At 62.8% G+C, this 25,791-nt stretch carries 23 protein-coding genes; 11 read left to right on the top strand and 12 right to left on the bottom strand.

Annotation, left to right across the window (positions count from 1 at the left end; all coding sequences use genetic code 11):
- Positions 1-1,118 precede the first annotated feature (1,118 nt).
- The 5 genes from mtgA to mpl form a co-directional block, all read right to left on the bottom strand.
- Entirely contained in the window at positions 1,119-1,841 is a 723-nt protein-coding gene (gene mtgA / locus P3T40_RS06835; RefSeq protein WP_429266916.1) for a monofunctional biosynthetic peptidoglycan transglycosylase, read from the bottom strand.
- A 5-nt stretch (positions 1,842-1,846) separates the two neighbouring features.
- Entirely contained in the window at positions 1,847-2,767 is a 921-nt protein-coding gene (gene aroE, locus P3T40_RS06840; protein ID WP_429266917.1) for a shikimate dehydrogenase, read from the bottom strand.
- Entirely contained in the window at positions 2,764-4,872 is a 2,109-nt protein-coding gene (locus tag P3T40_RS06845) for a ribonuclease catalytic domain-containing protein (RefSeq protein WP_429266918.1), read from the bottom strand. Before P3T40_RS06845 ends, aroE begins: the two co-directional genes overlap by 4 nt.
- A 128-nt stretch (positions 4,873-5,000) precedes the next feature.
- Positions 5,001-5,603, bottom strand: coding sequence for a YqiA/YcfP family alpha/beta fold hydrolase (locus P3T40_RS06850; RefSeq protein ID WP_429266919.1), 603 nt, complete (start codon positions 5,601-5,603; stop codon positions 5,001-5,003).
- Positions 5,600-7,027 (bottom strand): UDP-N-acetylmuramate:L-alanyl-gamma-D-glutamyl-meso-diaminopimelate ligase, encoded by a 1,428-nt coding sequence (gene mpl / locus P3T40_RS06855; protein ID WP_429266920.1) that lies wholly within the window; start codon positions 7,025-7,027, stop codon positions 5,600-5,602. The genes P3T40_RS06850 and mpl overlap by 4 nt, the downstream gene beginning before the upstream one ends.
- A gap of 427 nt (positions 7,028-7,454) precedes the next feature.
- Here mpl and P3T40_RS06860 point away from each other — a divergent pair, with 427 nt between their 5' ends.
- The 10 genes from P3T40_RS06860 to P3T40_RS06905 all read left to right on the top strand — a co-directional run bounded on the left by P3T40_RS06860 (position 7,455) and on the right by P3T40_RS06905 (position 15,730).
- The gene (locus tag P3T40_RS06860; RefSeq protein ID WP_429266921.1) at positions 7,455-8,108 is read left to right on the top strand and encodes a UDP-N-acetylmuramate--alanine ligase; all 654 of its coding nucleotides are present in this window, start codon (positions 7,455-7,457) and stop codon (positions 8,106-8,108) included.
- Between the two features lie 10 nt (positions 8,109-8,118).
- On the top strand, positions 8,119-8,670 hold the full coding sequence (locus P3T40_RS06865) for a TlpA family protein disulfide reductase (protein ID WP_429266922.1): 552 nt from the start codon (positions 8,119-8,121) through the stop codon (positions 8,668-8,670).
- Between the two features lie 194 nt (positions 8,671-8,864).
- Positions 8,865-9,320, top strand: coding sequence for a type II 3-dehydroquinate dehydratase (gene aroQ, locus P3T40_RS06870; protein ID WP_429266923.1), 456 nt, complete (start codon positions 8,865-8,867; stop codon positions 9,318-9,320).
- Positions 9,321-9,389: 69 nt separating this feature from the next.
- Positions 9,390-9,860 (top strand): acetyl-CoA carboxylase biotin carboxyl carrier protein, encoded by a 471-nt coding sequence (gene accB / locus P3T40_RS06875; RefSeq protein WP_429266924.1) that lies wholly within the window; start codon positions 9,390-9,392, stop codon positions 9,858-9,860.
- A 192-nt stretch (positions 9,861-10,052) separates the two neighbouring features.
- Positions 10,053-11,420 carry an acetyl-CoA carboxylase biotin carboxylase subunit gene (accC, locus tag P3T40_RS06880; RefSeq protein WP_429266925.1) on the top strand — a complete coding sequence of 456 codons (1,368 nt, stop codon included), beginning with the start codon at positions 10,053-10,055 and terminating at the stop codon, positions 11,418-11,420.
- Positions 11,421-11,423: 3 nt separating this feature from the next.
- Entirely contained in the window at positions 11,424-12,326 is a 903-nt protein-coding gene (prmA, locus tag P3T40_RS06885; protein WP_429266926.1) for a 50S ribosomal protein L11 methyltransferase, read from the top strand.
- A 48-nt stretch (positions 12,327-12,374) separates the two neighbouring features.
- A complete protein-coding gene (locus P3T40_RS06890; RefSeq protein ID WP_429266927.1) occupies positions 12,375-13,592 on the top strand; it encodes a DUF3426 domain-containing protein in 1,218 nt (405 codons plus the stop codon).
- A gap of 81 nt (positions 13,593-13,673) precedes the next feature.
- Positions 13,674-14,174, top strand: coding sequence for a thiol peroxidase (gene tpx / locus P3T40_RS06895; protein WP_429266928.1), 501 nt, complete (start codon positions 13,674-13,676; stop codon positions 14,172-14,174).
- A 112-nt stretch (positions 14,175-14,286) separates the two neighbouring features.
- Positions 14,287-15,225 (top strand): carbohydrate kinase family protein, encoded by a 939-nt coding sequence (locus P3T40_RS06900; protein ID WP_429266929.1) that lies wholly within the window; start codon positions 14,287-14,289, stop codon positions 15,223-15,225.
- Positions 15,226-15,253: 28 nt separating this feature from the next.
- On the top strand, positions 15,254-15,730 hold the full coding sequence (locus tag P3T40_RS06905; RefSeq protein WP_429266930.1) for a glycine zipper 2TM domain-containing protein: 477 nt from the start codon (positions 15,254-15,256) through the stop codon (positions 15,728-15,730).
- A 233-nt stretch (positions 15,731-15,963) separates the two neighbouring features.
- Here the strand turns inward: P3T40_RS06905 and P3T40_RS06910 are convergent, their stop codons facing one another.
- The 7 genes from P3T40_RS06910 to P3T40_RS06940 all read right to left on the bottom strand — a co-directional run bounded on the left by P3T40_RS06910 (position 15,964) and on the right by P3T40_RS06940 (position 24,192).
- A complete protein-coding gene (locus P3T40_RS06910; protein WP_429266931.1) occupies positions 15,964-16,551 on the bottom strand; it encodes a histone H1-like DNA-binding protein in 588 nt (195 codons plus the stop codon).
- A 30-nt stretch (positions 16,552-16,581) separates the two neighbouring features.
- Positions 16,582-16,908 (bottom strand): hypothetical protein, encoded by a 327-nt coding sequence (locus tag P3T40_RS06915; RefSeq protein WP_429266932.1) that lies wholly within the window; start codon positions 16,906-16,908, stop codon positions 16,582-16,584.
- Between the two features lie 102 nt (positions 16,909-17,010).
- Positions 17,011-18,267 (bottom strand): ribonucleotide-diphosphate reductase subunit beta, encoded by a 1,257-nt coding sequence (locus P3T40_RS06920; protein WP_429266933.1) that lies wholly within the window; start codon positions 18,265-18,267, stop codon positions 17,011-17,013.
- A gap of 516 nt (positions 18,268-18,783) precedes the next feature.
- Positions 18,784-21,792: a ribonucleoside-diphosphate reductase subunit alpha gene (locus P3T40_RS06925; protein WP_429266934.1), complete on the bottom strand. Its 3,009-nt coding sequence runs from the start codon at positions 21,790-21,792 to the stop codon at positions 18,784-18,786.
- Between the two features lie 543 nt (positions 21,793-22,335).
- Positions 22,336-22,932 (bottom strand): 1,6-anhydro-N-acetylmuramyl-L-alanine amidase AmpD, encoded by a 597-nt coding sequence (gene ampD, locus P3T40_RS06930; RefSeq protein ID WP_429266935.1) that lies wholly within the window; start codon positions 22,930-22,932, stop codon positions 22,336-22,338.
- A complete protein-coding gene (locus P3T40_RS06935) occupies positions 22,929-23,267 on the bottom strand; it encodes a PP0621 family protein (protein ID WP_429266936.1) in 339 nt (112 codons plus the stop codon). Before P3T40_RS06935 ends, ampD begins: the two co-directional genes overlap by 4 nt.
- A 7-nt stretch (positions 23,268-23,274) precedes the next feature.
- Positions 23,275-24,192: a cytochrome C assembly family protein gene (locus tag P3T40_RS06940; protein ID WP_429266937.1), complete on the bottom strand. Its 918-nt coding sequence runs from the start codon at positions 24,190-24,192 to the stop codon at positions 23,275-23,277.
- Positions 24,193-24,273: 81 nt separating this feature from the next.
- Between P3T40_RS06940 and ffh the strand changes: the two genes are divergently transcribed.
- The gene (ffh, locus tag P3T40_RS06945; protein WP_429266938.1) at positions 24,274-25,641 is read left to right on the top strand and encodes a signal recognition particle protein; all 1,368 of its coding nucleotides are present in this window, start codon (positions 24,274-24,276) and stop codon (positions 25,639-25,641) included.
- Positions 25,642-25,791 lie beyond the last annotated feature (150 nt).

Raw genomic sequence — 25,791 nt, forward strand, 5'->3', positions numbered from 1 at the left:
CTGTGCTCGTGCGGAGGGGTATGGCCTTTTTTGCCTCGCTGGCGGCTTGGTTCGCGGGTTTCGCGGGCCTTGCTACGGTGCCTTGCGGGCTTGGTGTTCCGAATTGTAGGGCGGTTTTTTTGAAATCTCCAATATGTGAGTGTTGGATTCATATAATGGGATTTGATGCTGCGCATGGCTGTTTTCGGGGGGGCTCGCTGGCGGCGCCTTGGGGGTTGGATTTTTTGGGGGGTTGGATTTTTTGGGGTTTCCTGGGTCTTTTGGTTGGGTTAGGTTGGTTTGCCTGCGGCGCCTTGTTTCGGCTGTTTGCCTACGGCGTTGGCCTCTCCTTGCTTTCTTAGCGGTCTATTAGCTTCGCCCCGGTGCGGGGCGGCACTTACTTTCTTTGCCGCCGCTGCCGCCGCAAAGAAAGTAAGCAAAGAAAGCGGGCTCACACCGCCAGCCTGCAGGTGTCCATCTCTGTCCGGAATCGGAAACGGCCCAAGACGAGACGTGCTCTCGCACGGCCCGCGCTAGTGACACAGGGCTCATCCACCCCACTCTGCACTACGTGCCTCGCGGATGGGTCTGCCTGGGAAAGCCGGGCGCTGCCAGGGAGGCAGGCAGCCTCGAAACGCAGAGGTCGGTTAGGATTTGGAAATTGGCTAGCAAAGCGGCGTTATCGGGAGCACGCGGATGTTTAGGAATACTGGCTGCGGCCAGTAGCCCGCGCTTCTTGGGATAGCGGAGTTTGAGGGAACGCGGCGAACGGCGGGCAACGCCGTTTCAGAGACGTATAAATCCGCGAACGTTAGAACCCCTACAAAACGTGCAGAACGAGTTGTGCCCGACGGCGGGGCGCGCAGCGCAACGCTGGAGCGGATGAGTGCTTTGTCGCTGTGGTATGTGGCGCAAGGGCACGTCTCGTGTTGGGCCGTTCCCGGCTCACGACAGAGATGGACACTACAGGCTGGCGGTTGCAGCCCGCTTTCTTTGCCTACTTTCTTTGCGGCGGCCCCAAGAAAGTAGGTGCCGCCCCGTACAGGGGCGAAGCTAATAGACCAATATCAAATCAAGGAGAGGCCAACGCCGTAGAAACAACAGCCAATAACAAGCCGCCGCAGGCAACAACACCCAAATCATTCCGGCAACTCAGCCGCCCCCATCCGATGAGCAATTACCCCCGCGCGTTGCGCAAGATACGCCGAACTACGATGCTCGTCGAAATACTTAGGCCTCGGCAACATCACCGCCAGACGTGCCGATTGCCCGACGGTCAGCTTCGCCGCCGAAGTCTTGTAGTAATAGTTCGCCGCCGCCTGCGCGCCATACACCCCATTACCCCACTCGACCGAGTTAAGATAAATCTCGTAGATCCGCTCCTTGTCCATCAAGTTATCGAGCATCCACGTGATGATGACTTCCTGCCCCTTGCGGATATAGCTTTTATCGCGCGATAGAAACAGATTGCGCGCCAGTTGCTGGGTAATGGTCGAACCACCCCGGACAATCTTGCCGCGCGCCTTGTTCTTCTCCCACGCCTGCAGGATGGCCTCGGTCTCGAAACCGTTGTTGTTGACGAAGTTCGCGTCCTCGGAAGCGATGATCGCACGCTTGAGGTTGCGCGAGATCTGCTCGTACGGCACCCACGTATGCTGAATCGACAGATCGGGCCGGTCTTCGGAAAGCGTCCACGCGTCCGAGCGCATGAAGGCAGTCGATTGCGGATTCACGTAATTCCAGATGCCGATCTGCACGAAGTAGTACAACTGCGTCGCAAACCAGGCTATCGCCACCACGGCGCCCACGTAAAGAACCCAGCGGGTCGGTCCCGGCCGGCCTGCTCGTCTCGTTCGCGTCATCGTGGTCAGGCCGCGCTCGGCGCAGCCAACATCCGCCGCAGTTCAGCCAGCACCGGCGCGCCTTCAGGACGCACGCCGCGCCAGATATAAAACGACTCAGCCGCCTGCTCAACCAGCATGCCGAGACCGTCCGCCGCGCGCGCGCCCAGCGTTTGCGCGTGCTGCATGAAAACGGTCGGCTGGGCGCCGTACATCATGTCGTAGGCGAGCGTCTCGCTGCCGAACGCGCCGTCGTCGCACTCGGGCAACTCGGCATCCAGACTGCCCGCGGTTGCGTTGATGATGACGTCGTAAGCACCCGGCTCAATGGATGCGATACTGCCGCCCGTCAGTCGGCAACCGACTCCGCGTGCCGCCTCGCCGAACAGATCGACCAGTTCGTTCGCCTTCGCAGCGGTCCGGTTGATGATCGTCAGCGTGTGTGGGGCGCGCTCCAGCATGGGAAGCACGACGCCGCGCGCGGCACCGCCCGCGCCCAGCAACAGAATTCGCGCGCCCTGGAGCGGCGTGGCCAGATTGACTTCGACGTCGCGCACGAGGCCGAAGCCGTCCGTATTGTCACCATGGATCTCTCCGGCCTCGAAGCGCAAGGTGTTCACCGCGCCCGCGGCCGCCGCACGCGGCGACAGCTTCGTGGCCAACGCGTGTGCCTCCAGCTTGAACGGCACGGTGACGTTCAGACCACGGCCACCCGCGTCGATGAACGCGCGAACCTGTGGCACGAAGGCGTCGATGGGTGCGAGCAGATGGGTGTACTCGATCCGCTCACCAGTCTGCTCGGCAAAGCGCGCATGAATAAACGGCGATTTGCTATGGCCGATCGGATTGCCGACCACCGCATAGCGGTCACGCGGGTCGGCGGCCGGAGTTGCCGGGTCAGCGCCCTGCGCAGTCGAATGCGCACCGGGCTGGATGGTCTGGCTCATTGCCCCGGCTCCGCGACGTGCTGACCGGCCGAGGCGTCTTCGCCTTCCCCACCGTTGCCGTTTTCCTCTGCACTAGCCTCAGTGCCGGCTTCGGCCTCAGCTTCCGCTTCGCTCGCTGCGGAATCGTCCGCGGCGTCGAGCAGCTCTTCTTCGCCCTCGTCGGCTTCTTCAGCCTCTTCGGCTTCGGTGCCGCTCGTCACCGTCGGCGCGTCGAGCACGTGCAGCATCCGCACGGACGCTTCCACGGTCAGCTCGTCGATCGACATCACTTCCATCAGCAGACGCGTGCCGCGCGCATGCACGCCGAGCGCCGGCACGTGCAGCAGCAACGGAATTTCTTCGAGCCGAACGAGGTCGTCCTTCACCACGGTCGCCACCACCTGCTTCTTGTTCTCCTGCTTCAGCCAGCGCAGGCACCAGAAATACTCCATGCGGCGCTGGTGATCGGCGTAGGCGGTGTAGGTATCGTCGAAGCCCTGCACGACGGCGAACAGATCGGCGTCCTTCGGCTTGAACGGCGCGGCTAGCTTGGCGGTCACACCATGTTGCACGCAGGCGAGCAACTGCCATTGATTCACGAGGTCGACGTAGCGGCGCAGCGGTGAAGTGCTCCACGCGTACTGCGTCACGCCCAGGCCTTCGTGCGGCGCTGCGGTGGTCTGCATGCGTGTGCGCTTCGGACCTGTCGGCGCACCGAACGCCCTCTGTGAGCGATAGATGCCCGGCACGCCGTGGTCGTGCAGGAACGCGCCCCACGATGAGTTGGCGAGAATCGCCAGCTCGGCGACGATCGTGTCGAGCGGTGAACCACGGCGGCGCGGCGTGATCGTGATGTGCTCGCCGTCCACATAGAAATTGAAATCGGTATTGCGCTGTACTTCGCGGCGCAGGCCATATCCAGCGCGCGCCTGCTGGCGCTTTTCGAACAATGCGAGAGCGAACGGCCACAGCACCGCGATGTCGTCCTTGTGCGGATACTCGCCGCTGCCGGCGGCAAGCGCTTCTTCGGTGACCAGTTCGTCCAGCGTGTTGTGCCGCAGGTTGTTCTTCACGAACACACGCTCGGCACGTGTCTCGCTGACAACGATTTCCTGGGTTTCGCGATTGACGATCACATACAGCGACAGCGCCGGGCGCAAGCCGCCTTCGGCAAGCGTGAACGCCTCGACGACGCTGTCCGGCAGCATGGTGATCTTGTCGCCAGGCATGTAGACCGTCGACAGACGCGTGCGGGCGATCGCGTCGATCTCGTCGCCGCGGGTAATTCCCAGCGCCGGCGCCGCGATGTGCACGCCGATCCGCACACGGCCGTCGGAGAGATGCTCGACCGAAAACGCATCGTCGATTTCGGTAGTGGTCACGTCGTCGATCGAGAACGCTTCGACCTCGGCTTCCGGCAAATCCTCGGGCAACGCACCGACCGTCACCGCCGCAAAGCCGGTGCCGTGCGGGAAGAATTCCGACAGGAAACGCGCTTCATGCAGTGCGCGTGCCGATGGAATGCCACCGCACTCGAGCATCAGGCGCGCCTGCGAAATGCCGCGCGCCGCCGCTGCGGCTTCGAGCGCCTTGTATTCGATAGTGTTCTTGTCGGGCTTGGTCAGCAGTCCGAGCGCCTTGCCGGCCAAGGCTTCCGGCAGCCGGCCCGCTTTCAGCTCTTCCTCGTACTCCGCCTGCACCAAGCCTTGCTGGCGTTTGCGTTCGAGGCCGGCGAGCGCCATCTTCAGTTGTTCTTGCGGCGCACGCTGATACTGCCCGCGGCCTTTGCGGCGGAAGTAGACCGGCGCGCTGTGCATGCGCAGCACCAGTGCGGCGCGTTCTACAGGACCGAACGAGGCACCGAAATAGTCGGCGCCCAGCGTCGCAAACGGGAATTCATCGTCGGGGGCGCATTCCCACAGGAAATCCAGATCGATTTCCTGCGCGGCGGCATCCGCCTGCTGGATCAGATCGCCGGCGCTCGGCTTCTCGAATTCGATCAGCACGTCTTTGGCGCGCACCTTCGCGCGCCGGCCGCCCGGCAGCTCGACCTGGAATGCATCGCCCTGGCGCGACAGCACGCTGCCCGCCTTGAAACTGCCCGATTCCTCAAAGAAAACGTTCACTCAATACTCTCGTTCTGACTTGCATCTGCCGCGGCGCCTGGCGTTGAATCGGCCCGCGCGTCGGCAACGTGTTCGTGGTGGTGGGTCCGCCGCGCTCATGCTGGGCGCCGGCGGCATGTATCAATGAATCAGGCTGCCGCGCGTGGCGCCGGCGGTTCTAAATCCTCTGCGTCGCAAAAAGCGAGCACGTCGTCGACGTACTGCTCAAACTCACTGATCGCGTGGTCGCTGCCTTCAATCAGCGTGGTGCGGGCGCCCGGGTAGTGGGTGAGCATTTCGCGGTAATCGAGCACTTCGTCGCCGGTGGTCGCTATCAAATAATAGCGTTCGGGCCGCGTAATCGATGCGACCCCAAGTGCGCGCAATTCATCCAGATGATGCGGCTCGACGACGATGCTGCCGCCGCCGTGCCAAAGCGGCTGCTCGCCGAGGTACCGGCTGAGATCGCGCTGCGGCACCACGGCCGGATTCAACAGCGCGGCCGACCAGCCGTGCTTTTCGGCCAGATGCGTGGCGAAGTAACCGCCGAGCGAACTGCCGACCACGGTCACGCGCTGCGGTTGAGCCGCGGCAACCAGCGATTCAGCCAGCGCGATGGTCTCGAGCGGCGACACCGGCAGCATCGGGCAACACCATTCCGCGGTACGGCCCAGAGCGGCCAGGCGCGCAGCCATCACGCGCGCCTTGAACGAATTCGGCGAGGAGCGAAAGCCGTGTAGATAGAGGATCACGCCTCGCCTCGTGCGGATGAATGCGGGCGCGCCTGAGCCTCCGGACGCTCCGACAGCGCATCGAGAAGCTTCTGGTGGACGCCGCCAAAGCCGCCGTTGCTCATGACCAGCACCTGGTCGCCGGGCTGCGCCGCTGCCACGACCGCTTTGACGAGCGCATCGAGATTGTCGAAAGCCTTGGCTTTGTCGCCGAGCGGCGTCAGCGCTTCGCCGAGATCCCAGCCCAGCGCGTCGCGTCCCGACGGCGCGCCGTAGCCGAACACCAGGTCCGCGTCGGCGAGGCTGGCCGGCAGTTGCGCCTTCATCACACCCAGCTTCATCGTGTTCGAGCGCGGCTCCAGCACAGCGAGAATCCGTGTGCGCTCACGACCGACCCGTGTGCGCAGACCAGCGACGGTCGTCTCGATGGCGGTGGGATGGTGCGCGAAGTCGTCATAGACCGTCACGCCATCGACACTGCCGCGCACTTCCATGCGGCGCTTCACGTTGCGAAAGCCCGCGAGCGACTGCGCGGCCTGCGCGGGCGGCACGCCGACGTGACGCGCCGCCGCGATCGCGGCGATCGCATTCATGCGGTTATGTTCGCCCTGCACCTGCCACTCGACCATGCCCGCACGCTCACCGTTGTGATAGACCGCGAAGCGCTCGTCGACCGGCACGCCGTCTTCCGCCGGCAGCGCCTGCCAGCCGCCCTGCACGCCGAAGCGCTCCACTTCGCTCCAGCAGCCGCGCGCGAGAACCCTGTCTAGCGCAACTTCGCGCCCGTTCGAGACAATCCGCCCGATGCCGGGCACCGTGCGCACCAGATGATGGAATTGGGTTTCGATGGCGGCGAGATCAGGGAAAATGTCGGCGTGATCGAACTCGAGGTTGTTCAGGACTGCCGTGCGCGGCCGGTAGTGGACAAACTTCGAGCGCTTGTCGAAGAACGCCGTGTCGTATTCGTCCGCTTCGATCACGAAGAAGCTCGAATCGGTCAGCCGCGCCGATACGCCGAAGTTCAGCGGCACGCCGCCGATCAGAAAGCCCGGATTCAACCCCGCGTCTTCGAGCAGCCAGGTGAGCATCGAACTCGTGGTGGTCTTGCCATGCGTGCCGGCCACCGCCAGCACCCACTTGCCGTTCAGCACATGCTCGCCGAGCCACTGCGGGCCGGACACATACGGCAATCCGCGGTCGAGAATCGCTTCCATCAGAGGATTGCCGCGCGAGACCACGTTGCCGATAACGAACAGATCGGGCTTCAGATCGAGCTGCTCCGCGCCGTAACCCTCTATAAGACCAATGCCTTGAGCCTCGAGCTGCGTGCTCATGGGCGGGTAGACGCCGGCGTCGCAGCCGGTGACCGTGTGCCCGGCGCCGCGCGCGAGGACCGCTAGACCGCCCATGAACGTGCCGCAGATGCCGAGGATGTGGATATGCATAAGCCTGTCGTGCCGCGCGGGCGTATTTTTTGCGTGGGAAATGGAGCGCAGGAGGGGCCGAAAAGGTCCGTCTGCAAAGGTCGCTATTGTAACCGACGGCCTCGGATCGCCCTATGTCGGGCGGGCGTCCCACGCCCTAGGTCGTCGGGAGCATGAGGCATGGAGCGCTCCGCGTCCGAGTGTCGCAGCCGTGGCACATGGGACCAGAGTCAGAAGCCGAAAGCGAGGCGGGCCGAATGCGAGGGCGACGGGAACCCGGGCGGCGAAGGCCCGGTGCTGGAAGCCCAGTCTCCGGATGGCCGGCCACGCATGGCCGTCCCTTGGATGGACGCCCCTCCCGCCGGATGCCCGTGCCCTTTCCCGGTTCGCCGGCCGCCGGTTCGCCGCCCCAAAAAGGCCCCCCTTCATTCTCTAGTATGATTGTGAGATGGTTCGCAAATCACATTTCGATCCGCAGCGGGTGCGCGAGGAAATCGCCATCGCCGCTGCGCGGATGATCGCCGAGGACGGTCTGGACTACTCGACGGCCAAGCGCAAAGCTGCGCGGCAAGTCGTCGGGGAGACGCGCGTGGCCGGCGAATGGCTGCCCGATAACGACCAGATCGAAGAAGAAATCCGGGAATACCAGTCGCTCTTCCAGGGTGACAGCCAGCCGGGCGTGTTGCGCCGCCTGCGCGGCGTCGCGCTCGACTGGATGCAGCGGCTCGCCCCCTTCAACCCGTATCTGACCGGCGCGGTGCTGAACGGCACGGCGGGCGATCATTCGGACGTGTATCTACAGGCGTTCTGCGACAACCCGAAAGACGTCGCGATCTATTTCCTCAACGCCAACGTGCAATACGACGTGTCTGAGACGCGTCATTTTGCGGGTCGCGGCTATGTCGAAACGCTGAGTTTCCTGTGGCGCCCAGAGCGCGAGGCGCAAGGCGCTGAGCCGGTCGGCATCCACGTCGCCCTGTACGGCACGGATGACTTACGTGGCGCGGTGCGCGCCGACGCCCGCGGCCGCTATGCCCGGGCCAGCACGCAAGCCGTGCAGGCGTTGCTCGACGAGAGCCGCCTACCCACCCCCAACAACTGAACGGACAACAATGAAGAGCAAGCGGATTCTGGCAAGTGCGTTCGTAGCGATTCTCGCAGCAGGCGTAGGCGTATTCGCCGGGCACAGTTTGCTGAATGCAGACGGCGCGGATGTCGCGCAAGCCGCGCAGCCTGAGGCGCAAAGTGCTGTCACGCAGTTGTGGGCAGCGCCCGTTACCAATGCCGACGGCAAGCCGCAGTCGCTCTCCCTCCTCAAAGGGCACCCGGTGGTGATCAATTTCTGGGCATCGTGGTGCGGACCGTGCGTCGAGGAAATGCCGGCGCTTGCCCAGTTGCATCGTGAGTACGCGAAGAAAGGCATCCAATTCGTCGGACTTGGCGTCGATTCGGACAAAAACGTGAAGGCCTTCCTGCAAAAGGTGCCAGTCGATTACCCGGTCTATGTGATCGGTTTTGGCGGCGCAGACCTCGCTCGGGCGTTCGGCAATAATGCGGGCGGGTTGCCGTTTACCGTCGTCATCGACGCAAAAGGTAACGTTCGGTCGACAAAATTAGGTCAAATCCAGCCGAAAGAGCTGAAACAGACGCTCGACGCGCTGTAGACTTCACATTCGCCTAACCTTTAATTGTGGTCGGAACAGGCCGGATTGCACGCAAATTGCATAAAATTGCGAGAAGATGCGCGCCGCACGGATTCGTTGAGAGCCGCCGCAATCAATCCTCCTGCGCGCGAAACTAGACAAGTTTCTCTAATCAGCGCTAAAGTGCGGCCAACTCCACGGAAATAGAAGCGACCATGACGCGCCTGCTGGTACTGCACGGACCTAACCTCAACCTTCTCGGCACCCGGGAACCTGAGGTCTACGGTCGCGTGACGCTGCCGCAGATCGATCAGGCGCTGGCAGACCGTGCAGCGGACGCCAGCGTCGAACTCGCGTCGTTCCAGAGCAACCATGAGGGAGCGCTGGTCGATCGCATCCAGTCCGCGCGGCTCGAGAAAACCGATTTCATTCTGATCAATCCCGCGGCGTACACGCACACCAGCGTGGCGATTCGGGACGCACTGGCGGGGGTCGGCATCCCGTTCGTCGAGGTTCATCTGTCGAACGTGCATCGCCGCGAACCATTCCGGCATCATTCGTATTTCTCCGACCAGGCAGAGGGCGTCATCTGCGGCCTTGGCTGGAAGGGATATCTTTACGCACTCGAATTCGCGCTCGACCGGCTCGCCGCCGGCTCACAGCACGGCTGATTCCAACAAACCTATTTTGAGCCGGCAGGCAGCGCCGCCGGCACTTCACGCATTGAAAGGGGATGCCCAATGGATCTACGTAAACTGAAGACTCTGATCGACCTCGTCTCCGAGTCCGGCATTTCGGAACTGGAAGTCACCGAAGGCGAAGGCAAGGTCCGCATCGTCAAGAATGCGCCGCCGGTTTACGTCCAGCCGTCCGCGTCCTACGCTCCGCAGTACGCCGCGCCGGCACCGGCTGCGGGTGCTCTCGCGGAAGCCCCGGCGGCCGCTGCTCCGGCCACGCCCGCCGCCGTTGCGCCGCAAGGCCACGTGGTGACTTCGCCGATGGTCGGCACGTTCTATCGTGCGCCGTCGCCGGGCGCCGAGCCGTTCGTCCAGGTGGGCGACACGGTCAAGGAAGGTCAGACGATCTGCATCATCGAAGCGATGAAGCTGCTCAACGAAATCGAGTCGGACAAGTCCGGTGTGGTCAAGGAAATCCTCGTCGACAACGGCCAGGCCGTCGAATACGGCCAGCCGCTGTTCGTGGTCGGCTAACGCGGCACGCTTTGCGTTTGCCGTCCGCGCGCCCGCCAGACTTGGGGCGCGCAACCGATCCGCTCAAGAAAACGTCGGGCCGCCCCAAGTTTTCTTGGCCCCCTCGGGGGGCCTGGCGCGAAGCGCCAGGGTTGGGGGCGATCTGAGGCGTCCACTTCTGGTGGCGCCCATTGATGAGTCGAAAAACCCGCTATGTTTGAAAAAATTCTCATTGCCAATCGCGGCGAGATCGCGCTCCGTATCCAGCGCGCGTGCCGTGAGCTCGGCGTCAAGACGGTCGTCGTCTATTCAGAAGCCGACAAGGAAGCCAAGTATGTGAAGCTCGCCGACGAGGCCGTCTGTATCGGCCCGGCGCCTTCGAACCTGAGCTACCTGAACATGCCGGCGCTGATCAGCGCGGCGGAAGTGACCGACGCCGAAGCGATCCACCCCGGCTACGGTTTCCTCTCCGAGAACGCTGACTTCGCCGAACGTGTCGAGCAGTCCGGCTTCACCTTCATCGGCCCGCGCCCGGAAACGATCCGGATGATGGGCGACAAGGTGACTGCCAAGCAGACCATGATCAAAACCGGCGTGCCATGCGTGCCGGGTTCTGAAGGCGCGTTGCCCGACGATCCGAAAGAGATCGTGAAAATTGCCCGCCAGGTCGGGTATCCGGTGATCATCAAGGCCGCCGGCGGCGGCGGTGGCCGCGGCATGCGCGTGGTCCATACGGAAGCGGCGCTCGTCAACGCGGTCAACATGACGCGCGAAGAAGCCGGCCGTGCCTTCGGCAACCCGCAGGTCTACATGGAGAAATTCCTGGAGAACCCGCGGCACATCGAAATCCAGGTGCTGGCCGATTCGTTCAGAAACGCGATCTGGCTGGGTGAGCGCGACTGCTCGATGCAGCGCCGTCACCAGAAGGTGATCGAAGAAGCGCCGGCGCCGGGTATCGCGCGCCGTCTGATCGACCGCATCGGCGATCGTTGCGCAGACGCCTGCAAGAAGATGGGCTATCTTGGCGCGGGTACGTTCGAGTTCCTGTACGAAAACGGCGAGTTCTACTTCATCGAGATGAACACGCGCGTGCAGGTCGAGCATCCGGTGACCGAACTGATTACCGGCGTCGACATCGTGCAGGAACAGATCCGCATTGCGGCCGGCGAAAAGCTCGCCTTCCGCCAGCGCGATATCGTATTCAAGGGACATGCAATCGAATGCCGGATCAACGCTGAAGATCCGTTCAAGTTCACCCCGTCGCCGGGACGCCTGACGTCGTGGCACATGCCGGGCGGCCCTGGCATCCGCGTCGATTCGCACGCGTACAACGGCTATTTCGTCCCGCCGAACTACGATTCGATGATCGGCAAGCTGATCGCTTACGGCGCAACCCGTGAGCAGGCCATCAAGCGGATGCGTATCGCGCTGTCGGAAATGGTGGTGGAAGGCATTCAGACCAACATCCCGCTGCACCGCGAGTTGATGCTCGACGCGAAATTCGTCGAAGGCGGCACCAGCATTCACTACCTCGAAAACCGGCTGGCCGCGAAGCAGCAGGCCGCACCGGAAGAAGCGTAAGTCATGAGTTACCGGGAACTGATCGTCGAACTGGCTCGCGAGCACGCGGAGGAGTTGTCCGATGCGCTGCTTGAGCTGGGCGCACTGTCCGTGTCGGTGGAAGATGCGGACGCCGATACGCCCGATGAGCAACCACTCTTCGGCGAACCCGGTCTCACGCCTGATCGCACGGCATGGCAGCACTCGCGCGTGATCGCGCTGCTGGCGCCGGAACACGACCCTGCCGTCCTGCTGACGGCTGCCGCGAACGAACTGGGCTTGAGTCCCGCGCCCACGTTCAGCACGCGCGTCGTCGAAGAACAGGACTGGGTGCGGCTCACGCAATCGCAGTTCGATCCGATTCCGATTGGCGAGCGCATCTGGGTCGTGCCGTCCTGGCACGATGCGCCGGACCCTCACGCGCTGGTGCTCGAACTGGACCCGGGTCTCGCCTTCGGCACCGGCAGCCATCCGACCACGCGCCTGTGCATGGAGTGGCTCGAACAGTCGGTCAAGCCGAATCAGTCAGTGCTCGACTACGGGTGCGGCTCGGGCATCCTTGCGATCCTCGCGAAGAAGTGCGGTGCCAACCCCGTCTACGGTATCGACATCGATCCGCAAGCTGTCGAATCGGCTCGCCACAACAGCGAGCGCAACCGCGCTGAAGTCGTCTACGGCCTGCCCGAAGACTGCCCGGCTGGCGAGTTCGATATCGTCGTCGCCAACATTCTGTCCAATCCGCTCAAGCTGATGGCGTCGATGCTGTCGTCGAAGGTAAAACCGGGCGGACGGCTAGCGCTGTCGGGCATCCTCGCGCGTCAGGCAGACGAAGTGGCGCGGGTTTATCAACAGTGGATCGACATCGCCGTATGGCGTGAACACGAAGGTTGGGTGTGCCTGACGGGAACGCGCCGCGAAAGCCATTAGAATAAGACGTATTGTCCAACCAACGGCCCCACGGCCCATCGGCTCAATATGCTTTTGGCGACGCGCTGTCCTTTCTGTGAAACGGTCTTCCGGCTCGATCCGGCGCAGCTTGCGCTGCGCCGCGGCCTTGTGCGCTGCGGGCATTGCCAGGAAGTGTTCGACGCATCCAGCAGTCTGTATGAAACCGCCGAAGGCGCCGACTTCGCCACGGCCACCCCGATCTCCCCCACAGAGGTCGCCGCGCGGACCACGGGCACGAGTCCGAAGGTGCCGGATTTCAGCGCCGAGGCGTGGAATCCATGGGCACCGCAACCCGACGCCACCATCGACAATCGGCTACGCCACAACGTGACCAATCTTCCGCTCGCGCCGGTCGCCGCGAGCGTCGCAGTCACGCCGCGGCACGCCGACGAACCCGTGTTGCCGACAGCCAGCGTCGAAAATAACGCCGTGCATCGGGAACCCGCTTTTGCGTCGGAGATGGAACCCGAGCCGGTTAGTGCTGAAGAGCGCGTCACACCGACGATCGCACCCAACGCCGCAGCAGAGGCCGCGATTGCCGCCGAGCCGGCCCCGGTCTGGCGCCCGGTTCGGCGCCCCGTGGAGCCACTCGAAGACGAGCGCGGACTGCAAGACGCACAAACCGCAGCGGCGGCGCTGCGCAGCGCCCCCGACCACGAGCCGCATTTCGGCACCGCAGCCGCAACCCCCTTCGCCATCAATCCGGCCGCGGACGACACCGATCCGTTCCCCGTGGTACGCGAAACCCGCGCGGCTCCGCCACGCCGCCTCGGCTGGCGCATCGTCGGCGTGCTGGTCGCCCTCATCCTGCTTGTCGGCCTGCTCGCGCAACTCGCCTGGTGGCAGCGCGAGACTATCATGGTGAACTGGCCGGACTCGCAGGCACTTTATGCGCAGGTATGCGCGCCGCTTGGCTGCAGTGTCATGCCACCGCACGACATTGACGGCCTGCAGGTCGAGCCGTCCGATCTGCGGCAGATCGACGGCCCGCACAAGCTTGAACTGAAGATGCCGCTGCGCAACCGCTACAACGTCGCGCTGGCTTACCCGGCCATCGAACTCACGCTGCTCGACGACCAGAACAATGTCGCCGTGCGCCGCGTACTGTGGCCGCAGGACTACGTCAAACCCGGCACGCCGATCGCAGCAGGTCTGGCGGCACGCACGACGGAAACCATGATCGTGCATCTGGACACCGGCAGCGCAGTGGCCTCGAATTTCCGCGTACAGATTTTTTATCCCTGAACACAAGCTGCAGCTTTTTGCGCGCCCGGGACACATCGGGCGCATTCACCGTCGATCCCTGACAAATTTTCGGAGCACAACATGAGTCAAGTCACGCTGGGTGGCAACCCGATTGAAGTAGCCGGCACGTTCCCGACCGTGGGCCAGAAGGCGCCCGCGTTCTCGCTGGTCGGCAAGGATCTCAAGCCGGTCACGCTCGCCGACTTCGCCGGCAAGCGCAAAGTGTTGAACATCGTGCCGAGCCTCGACACGCCGACCTGCGCCACCTCGACCCGCAAGTTCAACGAAGCCGCCGGCAAGCTGTCGAACACCACCGTGGTCGTCGTGTCGGGCGACCTGCCGTTCGCGGCGTCGCGCTTCTGCACCGCCGAAGGCATCGAAAACGTCCTGACCGCTTCGACCTTCCGCGGCCATGAGTTCGCGAAAGCCTACGGCGTCGATGTCACGAGCGGCCCGCTGACCGGCCTGACGGCGCGCGCGGTGGTCGTCATCGACGAAAACGACAACGTGGTTCACGCTGAACTCGTCGGCGAAATCAAGAACGAGCCGAACTACGACGCAGCGCTTGGCGCGCTGAAGTAAGCGGTCCCGCGTCCGGACCCGCGCCGCGCCTTGTGCGCGGCGCTTTCGCATGGTCCTGCGTTTTACCTTTGCTAAGTTCTTATCCAGTCAGATTTCTAGAGGACCACTCACCTTGGCTACGCTGATTTGCGGCTCGCTCGCCTACGACAACATCATGACCTTTGAGGGCCGCTTTCGGGAGCACATCCTGCCCGAGCAGGTCCATATCCTCAACGTGAGCTTTCTGGTGCCGACGATGCGCCGCGAGTTCGGCGGCTGCGCGGGCAACATGGGCTACTCGCTGCACCTGCTCGGCGGCGATGCGCGCATCATGGGTGCGCTCGGAGCGGTCGACGCGCAGCTGTATCTGGACCGCTTCGACCAGCTCGGCCTCTCGCGCGAGCATGTGCTCGTGCTGGCGGATACCTACTCCGCGCAGGCGATGATCACTACCGATCTCGAGAACAATCAGATCACTGCGTTCCACCCCGGCGCGATGATGCAGGCGCACCTGAACCACGCAGACGAGGCGAAAGACATCACGCTCGCCATCGTGGGACCGGACGGTTATGACGCGATGACGCAGCACTCCGAACGACTTGCCGCCGCCGGTGTGCCGTTCATCTTCGATCCGGGCCAAGGGCTGCCGCTGTTCGACGGCGCGACGCTGCGCCGCATGATTGAACTTGCTACTTACGTAGCTGTCAACGATTACGAAGCCAAACTGGTGAGCGACAAGACCGGCTGGTCAATCGAAGAGATCGCGAGCCGCGTTGACGCGCTGATCGTGACGCTCGGCGAGCATGGGGCGCAAATCCATCATGCTGGTGGCATGGAAGAAGTCCCCGCCGTCAAAGCGAAGCAGGTGCTCGACCCAACCGGTTGTGGCGACGCCTTCCGCGGCGGCCTGCTCTACGGTATCGAAAAGCAGCTTGGCTGGGCCACCACCGGCCGCCTGGCGAGCCTGATGGGTGCGCTCAAGATCGAACATCAGGGGCCGCAAAACTACGCGCCCACGCGGGCGGAGATCAACGAACGGTTCAAGCAGGCGTTTGGATACGACCTGCCGTAATGCCGAAGAGCTTATTTGGAGCTAGGGAATGAAAACAACAAGTCGCCTGGTAGTAGCCGCCGTTATTGTCGGTTCGCTGGTTATGTCGGGATGTGCGTATAACAGCAGCTCGGCCGATGTCTACACGGCGTCGCAAGCACAGCGCGAAGAAACGGTCCGCATGGGCACCGTCGACAGCGTGCGCGCAGTGAAGATCAGTTCGAACAACGGCCAGCCGAGTGGCCTGGGTGCGCTTGGCGGCGGCGCGTTGGGCGCGGTGGCCGGCAGCAGGATCGGCGGCGGTACGGGTTCGATCGTCACGGGCATCATCGGCGGTATCGCCGGTGCGGTGGCCGGCAATGCAGTCGAAAACGGCGTCGCGATGCGCGACGGTCTCGAGATCACGGTGCGCCTCGATAACGGCGACATCCGCGCCATCACGCAAAGCGCGACCGGCGAGATCTTCCAGGCTGGCGACCGCGTGCGGCTGCTTTCGAGCGGCGGTGTGACCCGCGTCACGCACTAGGTTTTCCCCTGAACCGCTTCGCGTCGCAGGTTGGCGCGGCGCGCAATCTCAAACGCATGCCCTTATGTGCATGCGTTTTTTTTGTCCTTTGCAAACGCGCCCAGGCGAACCGCTGCAGGCAAAAAAAATCCCGCCGCCGGAAACCCAGCGACGGGACGGTGATTGAGCAGCGGGACTGACTGGCTACTCAATCATCGGACACATCGAGATGTGCCTAACGACTCGTCAGCGAATTACGGACGGCTGCCGGTCGGGAACGGCCATGCTGCAGCCGGGTTCAACGCGGTCTTCACCGTAGCTGCCGGTGCTGCGCTCGTTGCAGTGGTAGCAGCAGGTGCCGGTGCAGCCTTCTTCGCAACAGCCTTCTTCGGAGCAGCAGCCTTCTTGGCAGGGGCAGCGGGGACCTTGGCGGCCTTCTTCGCAGGGGCCTTGGCGGCCTTCTTCGCAGCAGGAGCCTTGGCAGCCTTCTTCGCAGGCGCCTTCTTGGCAGCGGCCTTCTTAGCCGGTGCTGCCTTCTTGGCAACCTTCTTCGCTGCAACCTTCTTCACTGCAACTTTCTTTGCAGCAGCCTTCTTGGCCGGTGCAGCCTTCTTCGCCGCGACCTTCTTCACTGCGACTTTCTTGGCTGCAACCTTCTTCGCTGCGACCTTCTTAGCCGGTGCAGCCTTCTTCGCTGCAACCTTCTTCACTGCGACTTTCTTTGTTGCGACCTTCTTCACTGCGACTTTCTTCGCAGCAGCTTTCTTCGCCGGAGCGGCCTTCTTCGCTGCAACCTTCTTCACAGCGACTTTCTTAGCGGCGGCTTTTTTTGCAGTTGCCATCATTTTCTCCTTCAGGTTTTCAGATGAGAGTCAGTTCAAACTACACCCTTCGTCAAAACCCGCTTCCCGCGGACGCTTCTCAGGGCGCGCGCTACGAAGCGGGCTATTCATCGGCGTACGCAGGTGCTGCGCGCTTACGCTAATGAATACGGTAAGGCGCGCCGTGCCATCGGGCACCGCGCGCCAAGTCCAGTCGGCGTCGGATCTCGACGCCGGCAATCGTTTGATCAGGCCGCCGGCCATCAGGCCAGCGGCTTTTTCCGGGGGGAAGTTTGCCCATCCCACTGAAGGGTTCGCAAAGTGCCTGTCATGTTTGTGGGCCGCGAAGGCACGCGACGCACCGGGCATGCTTTGCATCAGGCGGTTCTGCTCCTAACCATAACTGCCGCGGCCCTTGCCAGCGGCATCCCCATCAAAGAGTTCGCATTCCAGCTGCGTTCAACCGCAGTGCACCCGGGATTACTCCCAGCTCAGTGCGCCGCCGGTCTGATATTCAATCACTCGCGTCTCGAAGAAGTTGCGTTCCTTCTTCAGGTCGATCATCTCGCTCATCCACGGGAACGGGTTTTCCTCGTTCGGGTACAGCGGATCGAGGCCGATCTGCTGGCAACGGCGGTTGCAGATGAAGCGCAGATAGCTCTTGAACATCGACGCATTGAGGCCGAGCACCCCGCGCGGCATCGTGTCTTCTGCGTAACGATATTCAAGGTCGACCGCTTGCTTGAAGATTTCGCGGATTTCCGCGCGGAACTCAGCCGTCCACAAGTGCGGGTTTTCGAGTTTGATCTGGTTGATCAGGTCGATACCGAAATTGCAGTGCATCGACTCGTCGCGCAGGATGTATTGGTACTGTTCCGCCGCGCCGGTCATCTTGTTCTGACGGCCAAGCGCCAGGATTTGGGTAAAGCCGACGTAGAAGAACAGACCTTCCATCACACAGGCGAACACGATCAGCGAGCGCAGCAGGGTCTGGTCTGCCTCGAGCGTGCCGGTCTTGAAGGCCGGGTCGGTCAGCGTGTGGATGAACGGAATCAGGAATTCGTCTTTCGCGCGGATCGAGGAAACCTCGTGGTACGCGTTGAAGATCTCACCTTCGTCGAGGCCCAGCGATTCGACGATGTACTGGTACGCGTGCGTGTGGATCGCCTCTTCGAACGCCTGGCGCAGCAGGAACTGGCGGCATTCGGGCGCCGTGATGTGGCGGTAGGTGCCCAGCACGATGTTGTTGGCGGCGAGGGAGTCGGCCGTCACGAAGAAGCCGAGGTTGCGCTTGACGATGCGGCGCTCGTCTTCGGTCAGCCCGTTCGGGTCTTTCCACAGCGCGATGTCGCGGGACATGTTGATTTCCTGCGGCATCCAGTGGTTCGCGCAACCGGACAGATACTTCTCCCACGCCCACTTGTACTTGAACGGCACCAGTTGATTGACGTCAGTCTGGCCGTTGATGATGCGCTTGTCGGCGACATTCACGCGCGCTTCGGAGACGGCGGCCGGTGCGGCAGCGGTTCCTTGAGCGGCAGATTGGGTAGCGGCACGGGCGGCAACGGGAGCGACAGCGATGTCGTTCACGAAGATTTCCTGAGCCGAGGGAGCGTGAGGAGCGGGACGCGTTCCGACTTGCGTACCGACAGCCGATCCCGAAGCGTTGCGCAACTCATTCAGTTGCGTAGCGCTCGCGGGAGTTACGGCAGTGATCTCGTCATCCCAGTTGAGCATAAATGTCACCATCAATTTAGAACGGTTTGTACCATCTTTTCACGAGCGTTAAAAGAGTTCGCTGATGAAAAATCCTGTTTTCGATTCGCGTTGCGACCTTCATACAACACTTTGGTCAACAGACTGTCTCTGATGCCTCATGCGAGGTGACCAAAACATGTGTTGAAGAAGTGCTTCGTTGTCTCGAGAGCGCATCGAATCAAAGTGATTTCGATGCACTGCAAACTGTGTTGCCGGCTTCTCTTGCGTCGCCTTGGCTGTTGCTGTTTCGTCAGCACGAGCGAGGCGAAGTTCAATGACCTGTGAGACCGGGCGAGCTTGCGTCGCTCGCATGCTGAGCGCTTCATGTCGAGCGCTTCGTGTGGTCTGCTAGTGCGTGTTGCAGTTTGTTGCTGCTTGTTCCTGCTGCTTGCTGCTTCGCTTTGCCCGGGTAACTACCAGCCGGAAACAAACGAACCCGCGCAAGGCAAGTGCCCGGTCGATGCCTGACGAACGCCAGGCATCGACATTCAACTGTTACTGGCAAGCCTCGCACTCGTCGAAGCCCGGGTCACCCGGACGCATCATGCACACCGGACCATCTGCTTCCGGAGCCGCTTCGACGGCAACCGCCGGCGCTGCTGCTGCAGCTTGCAGACCACCCGACGAAGCGCCACCAGCAATGCCGAAGCCGCCTGCCGCTCCGCCGCCGACACCACCCGCACCACCCGAGCCTTCGCTGCCACCCGAGCTCACCGCGTTCAGCGCGCCGTGTGCCACCGTCGACTTCTCGACGTGTGTCGCCGCCATCGTGCGGAGGTAGTACGTGGTCTTCAGGCCACGCAACCAGGCGAGCTTGTAGACCTCGTCGAGCTTCTTGCCCGACGCGCCGCCCATGTAGATGTTCAGCGACTGCGCCTGGTCGATCCACTTCTGACGACGCGAGGCCGCTTCGACCAGCCACGTTGCGTCGACTTCGAACGCCGTGGCGTAGATCGCGCGCAGGTCGGCCGGGATGCGGTCGATGCGCGAGAGCGTGCCGTCGAAGTACTTCAGGTCGGCGACCATCACTTCGTCCCACAGGCCCCGCGCCTTCAGGTCGCGCACCAGGTAGTCGTTGACCACCGTGAACTCGCCCGACAGGTTCGACTTCACATACAGGTTCTGGAAGGTCGGTTCGATGCAAGCCGACACGCCGATGATGTTGGAGATCGTCGCCGTCGGCGCGATCGCCACGCAGTTCGAGTTACGCATGCCGTGGGTGGCGATGCGCGCACGCAGCTCCGTCCAGTCCATCGACTCGCTCGAATCCACTTCGACGTAGCCACCGCGCGCTTCGGCCAGCAGCTTCAGCGTGTCTTGCGGGAGGATGCCGCGATCCCACAGCGAGCCGCGGTAGCTCGAGTAACGGCCACGCTCTTCGGCCAGCTCGGTCGACGCGTAGTAGGCGTAATAGCAGACCGCTTCCATCGACGTATCAGCAAACTTGACCGCTTCTTCCGACGCGTACGGCGTGCGCAGCAGGTGCAGGCAGTCCTGGAAGCCCATGATGCCCATGCCGACCGGACGGTGCTTCAGGTTCGAGTTACGTGCCTTGGCGACTGCGTAATAGTTGATGTCGATCACATTGTCGAGCATGCGCATCGCCACGCTGACGGTGCGCTTGAGCTTGTCGTGATCGAGCACCAGCGTGCCGTCAGCCTGTTCCTTCAGGTGGGCGACGAGGTTCACCGAACCCAGGTTGCAGACGGCGATTTCGGCGTCACTGGTGTTCAGCGTGATTTCCGTGCACAGGTTCGACGAGTGGACGACGCCCACGTGCTGCTGCGGCGAACGGATGTTGCACGGATCCTTGAACGTGATCCACGGATGGCCGGTTTCGAACAGCATGCCGAGCATCTTGCGCCACAGTTGCGCCGCCGGGATCTTCTTGAACAGCTTGATCTCGCCGCGCGCGACCTTGTCTTCGTAAGCTGTGTAAGCTGCTTCGAACTCGGCGCCGAACTTGTCGTGCAGATCCGGGCAGGTGGACGGCGAGAACAGCGTCCATTCGCCGCCTTCGTGCACGCGCTTCATGAACAGGTCGGGAATCCAGTTCGCCGTGTTCATGTCGTGGGTGCGGCGACGGTCGTCACCGGTGTTCTTGCGCAGCTCGAGGAATTCCTCGATGTCCAGGTGCCACGACTCCAGGTATGCGCACACCGCGCCCTTGCGCTTGCCGCCCTGGTTCACGGCCACTGCCGTGTCGTTGACCACCTTCAGGAACGGCACGACGCCTTGCGACTTGCCATTGGTGCCCTTGATGTGCGAGCCGAGCGCACGCACGCGCGTCCAGTCGTTGCCCAGACCGCCGGCGAACTTCGACAGCAGCGCGTTTTCCTTGAGGGCTTCGTAGATGCCGTCGAGGTCGTCGTCGACCGTCGTCAGGTAGCACGACGACAGTTGCGAGCGGCGCGTGCCCGAGTTGAACAGCGTCGGCGTGGACGACATGAAGTCGAAGCTCGACAGCACGTTGTAGAACTCAATAGCGCGTGCTTCGCGGTCGATCTCGTTGAGTGCCAGGCCCATTGCCACACGCATAAAGAATGCCTGGGGCATTTCGATCCGCACGCCGTCGTGATGCAGGAAGTAACGGTCGTACAGCGTTTGCAGGCCAAGGTAGCCGAACTGCAGGTCGCGGTCGGCGTCGAGCGCAGCGCCCAGACGCTTCAGGTCGTACTGTTGCAGCTTCTCGTCGAGCAGCTCGGCTTGCACGCCGCGCTTGATGAAGGTCGGGAAGTACTCGGCATAACGCGCGCCCATTTCGCCTTGCGTCACTTCCTCTTCGAGGATCTCGCGGCGGATCGTGTGCAGCAGGATGCGTGCGGTGACCTGGCTGTACGCCGGGTCCTTTTCGATCATCGTGCGTGCAGCGAGGATGGCCGAGTCGTAGACCTGGCTCATCGGCACGCCGTCGTACAGGTTCTTCACCGTTTCTGCGACGATCGGCTCGGCGCTCACAGCGTCGCCCAGGTTGGCACAGGCGGAATCGATGATGCCGCGCAGCGCCACCATATCCAGCGGACGCGTCACGCCGCCGTCGGTGACGGTCAGGCCAAGCGAGCCGTTCGGCGCTTCAACCGCGTCATGGCTACGTTCCTGTGTGCGCTTCTCGCGATACAGCACGTACGCACGAGCGACGTTGTGCTCGCCGCCGCGCATCAATGCGAGTTCGACCTGGTCCTGGATGTCTTCAATATGGAAGGTGCCGCCGTTCGGGCGGCTGCGCAGCAGCGCGCGCACCACGCTTTGCGTGAGTTGCTCGACCAGTTCGCGCACGCGAGCCGACGCCGCGCCCTGACCACCGTTGACGGCCAGGAAGGCCTTGGTCACGGCGATGGCGATCTTCGACGGCTCGAACGACACCACGCTGCCGTTGCGGCGGATCACCTTGTAGTCGGCGTAGGTCGTTTGCGACGCGAGCGCTTGTGCGCCGGGTGCCTGGCCGAAGGTTTGGCCAGTGGATGCGCCCTCGTACCGGGTCGTCACGTTATCGGTGGTTTGCATATGCAAAGCTCCTGGTCCTGGAAGTGTGCGAAGAGAATTCGCGGATTAGTACGAACGCTGCGCCGGCGCGAGCGCAAGCGATAGGGTGCAGGAAAGAGACCGGCTGAGCCGGGTGGCGGGATGCGACAACGATGAAGCCAGGTTTGATTTGTGAATGGTCTTCGTCGTCTGTGTCGCGATCACTTGCTAAGCCCCTTTCCTGAATGTTTCTGGATGCTGCCGGTTCTCTCTACCAGCTGCGCCGCAGGATTATTTTTTTTGCCAGCTGTAATGCTTGCGGCGCCATGCTCGCAGAGCGGGGCGCCGCCGACTTATACACCGACTTATGCACTCGGTTATTCACACGTTATGCACAACACAACACAACATATAGTGGAAAACCGAATTCGTGGCACCAAGTATAGTGGAGATTCGAGACAGGTCAAATCGATTTATTTGCGCTCGAAGGCTTGACATCTGCATAGCGCGGCGCGAAGCCGACTCCCCGGAGAACAAGGCAGCGCCTCGTTCTCCACGCATCACGCGAACTCGTGGAAGGGGTCGTTACAGCGTTTTGGAAAACTTTAGATAGGGGAAGTACTGATCCGCGAGCGCGGTGTCGCGCTGCAGACGAGGCCACTCGAAATGTGGCCCAGGATCGGTCTTACGACCCGGCGCGATGTCCGAGTGTCCCGCCAGTGCGTCGATCGGATAGCGGGCTGTCAGCGCCTTCACAAGCGCGCCCAGGACTTCGTATTGCACCGCTTCGAAAGCGGTCGTGTCACTGCCTTCCAGCTCGATGCCGATTGAAAAATCGTTGCAGCGCTCACGGCCCTGGAAATTCGATGCACCCGCATGCCACGCACGCTGATCGCACGAGACGTATTGCTCGAGCTCGCCGTCGCGATGGATCACGAAATGCGCCGACACCCGCACGCCACGCAGATGCGTGTCGTAGTACGGGTGAGCATCGCAATCGAGACGGTTCTGGAACAGTTCAGCAATCGCCGTACCGCCGAACTGACCTGGCGGCAGACTCATGTTGTGGACCACGATCAGGCTCGGCACCGTACCTTCGGGACGAGCTTCGAAGTTCGGCGACGGCAGCTTGCGCGCGTTCGGCACCCAACCTTGTTCATCGACAGTGAAGCCCACGCTCATCGGGCGTCGCGGCCCGTCGGTCGCGTGGCATGACGCTGCGCGTGAGCCGTGCAGCAGAACGGCTCACCGGCAACGACCACGGAATCGCTCGCCGGCGCGTGCACGCCGCACTCGACGCAACGGATCATCGGCTCAGGGAGCTGCGGCGCTTTGGATGCGCGGCCTTGCGCACCGTTGCCCGCTGCTGTACCCACACCGTTGCCAGCGGCACGGCCGCCGGCAGGACCACCGCCGGCGCCGGTGCGTTGCGAGTTGTGCGCGTCTGCACGACGCAGCGCCTTCACCAGCCATTGGCCGACGACGAACAACAGGATCAACAGAAAAATTTGTCGCATGGAACGATCACACCACAGGGCGGTGCAGCAGCACCTCGAAAACGAAACGGCTGCCGACGTAGGCGAGCAGCAGCGCCACAAACGACGCCAGCACCCAGCGCAACGCCGCGCGGCCGCGCCAGCCTGACACCTTGCGAGCGGTCAGGAGCGCACCAAACATCAACCACGAAAGAATCGCGAACACGGTCTTGTGATCGAGCCGCAGCGCGCGGTCGATCAGTTGCTCGCTGAACAGGATGCCCGAGAGCAAGGTCAGCGTGAGCAGCACGAAGCCCGCGCTGATCAGGCGGAACAGCAGCTTCTCCAGCGTGAGCAGCGGCGGCAGTGTATCGAGCCAGCTCGACAGCCAGCCGTTCCCCGCTGCGGCGCCCTGCCGCTGCAGCACGCCGCCGCGCATGGCATGCAGTCGCCGCTCGACCAGCAGCATCAGCACCGCGTGCAACGCGGCAATCGCAAAGAGGCCATAGGCGACGTTCGCGATCACAAAGTGCAGCTCGAACATCGGGGCGGCCGCATATGACAGCACGTGCACCCCGCCGAAGCCAAGCGGCAGTAGCGAAGCGACGCAGGCGAGCGGCAGCACCAGCAGTTGCAGACCGTCGAGCGGAAAGAAAAAGCTCTCGATCCAGTAGATGCCGGCGCCAAGCCAGAACATCGCGGAGAGCGCGAACGCAAAACCGAACACCATGGCGTTCTGCGGGAAGATCGTGGTGTGCAGCAGCACACCGTGCGTGAGCAGTGCGACAAACAGCAGCAGCCGACCCGGCGCGCCGAACGCCGAGACCGCCGGCGCGCTGGCCACGGCCGGCACAGCCGGCACGCTTTCGAGCACCGGGCGCAACGCGGTCTGCCGGTGCGAGCGCCAGCCCGCGACGGCGAGACCGCCGTACAGGAGCGCAGTGAGGGCATACAGTACAATATCCATATTCGAAGTTTACACTAGGCCCCAGTTCCGCGACGTGTCCCGCTTCGCGCCGTACTCCGGCCGCACTGTTCATCGCTCCCCATGCTCGACAATCTGACTCAACGGATGGCGCGCGTCGTCAAGACGCTGCGCGGCGAAGCCCGGCTCACCGAGGCGAACACCCAGGAGATGCTGCGCGAAGTGCGCCTCGCGCTCCTCGAGGCCGACGTGGCGCTGCCCGTCGTGCGCGAATTCATCGCCAAGGTGAAGGAAAAGGCCCTCGGCGAGGAAGTCATCAGCAGCCTGTCGCCGGGTCAGGCGCTGGTTGGCGTGGTGCAGCGCGAGCTGACCGCGATCATAGGCGGCGACTACGAAGGCAAAGCGGTCGAACTGAATCTCGCCGTTACGCCGCCGGCCGTCATCCTGATGGCGGGTCTGCAGGGCGCCGGCAAGACCACCACGGTCGGCAAACTCGCCAAGCTCTTACGCGAGAAGTACAAGAAAAAGGTGCTTACCGTTTCTTGCGACGTCTACCGCCCTGCTGCTATTGCGCAGTTGAAGACGGTGACCGAGCAGGTCGGCGCCGACTTCTTCCCGTCCGAGCCGGATCAAAAGCCGGTGGATATCGCGCGTGCCGCAGTGGACTGGGCCAAACGCCACTATCACGACGTGCTGCTGGTCGACACGGCCGGCCGTCTCGGTATCGACGAAGCGATGATGCAGGAAATCGCCGCGCTGCACAGCGAGTTGAAGCCGTCGGAAACACTGTTCGTGGTCGACGCCATGCTCGGTCAGGACGCGGTCAACACCGCGAAGGCGTTTAGCGACGCGTTGCCGCTCACCGGCGTGGTGCTCACCAAGCTCGACGGCGACTCGCGCGGCGGTGCGGCGCTGTCGGTGCGTCACGTGACCGGCAAGCCGATCAAGTTCGTCGGCGTCGCGGAAAAGCTCGACGGCCTCGAGATTTTCTATCCGGACCGGATGGCGAACCGGATTCTCGGCATGGGCGACATTCTCGCCCTCGTCGAAGAAGCGCAGCGCGGCGTCGACGTAGAAGCCGCGCAGAAGCTCGCTAACAAGGTCAAGAAAGGCGGCGACTTCGACCTCAACGATTTCCGCGCGCAGCTCACGCAGATGAAGAGCATGGGCGGCCTGTCGTCGCTGATGGACAAGCTGCCCGCGCAGTTCCAGCAGGCCGCAGCCGGCGCCAACATGGGCATGGCCGAATCGCAGATGCGCCGCATGGAGGGCATCATCAATTCGATGACACCCGCCGAGCGCGCCAAGCCGGAACTGATCAAGGCCACCCGCAAGCGCCGCATTGCAGCAGGCGCCGGCGTGCAGGTGCAGGAGGTCAACCGGATGCTGAATCAGTACGAGCAGATGCGCACAATGATGAAGAAGTTGAAGGGCGGCAACCTGCAGAAGATGATGCGCGGCATGAAGGGCATGCTGCCCGGCATGCGCTAGAGCCCGCTCCTAGCCTTGGGTCTGATGACCCGGGGCTGGATAATCCGGGTCCGCCGGATCGTCTGTACGACCAGGGCGCGCGTTTCGGGACGCACGGGTATATGCTGTAGCGCGCGCCGTCGTTCTAGCCGTTGTTCTCTTTTACACTAA

Source organism: Paraburkholderia sp. EB58 (genome assembly GCF_050436665.1).
Lineage (GTDB): Bacteria > Pseudomonadota > Gammaproteobacteria > Burkholderiales > Burkholderiaceae > Paraburkholderia.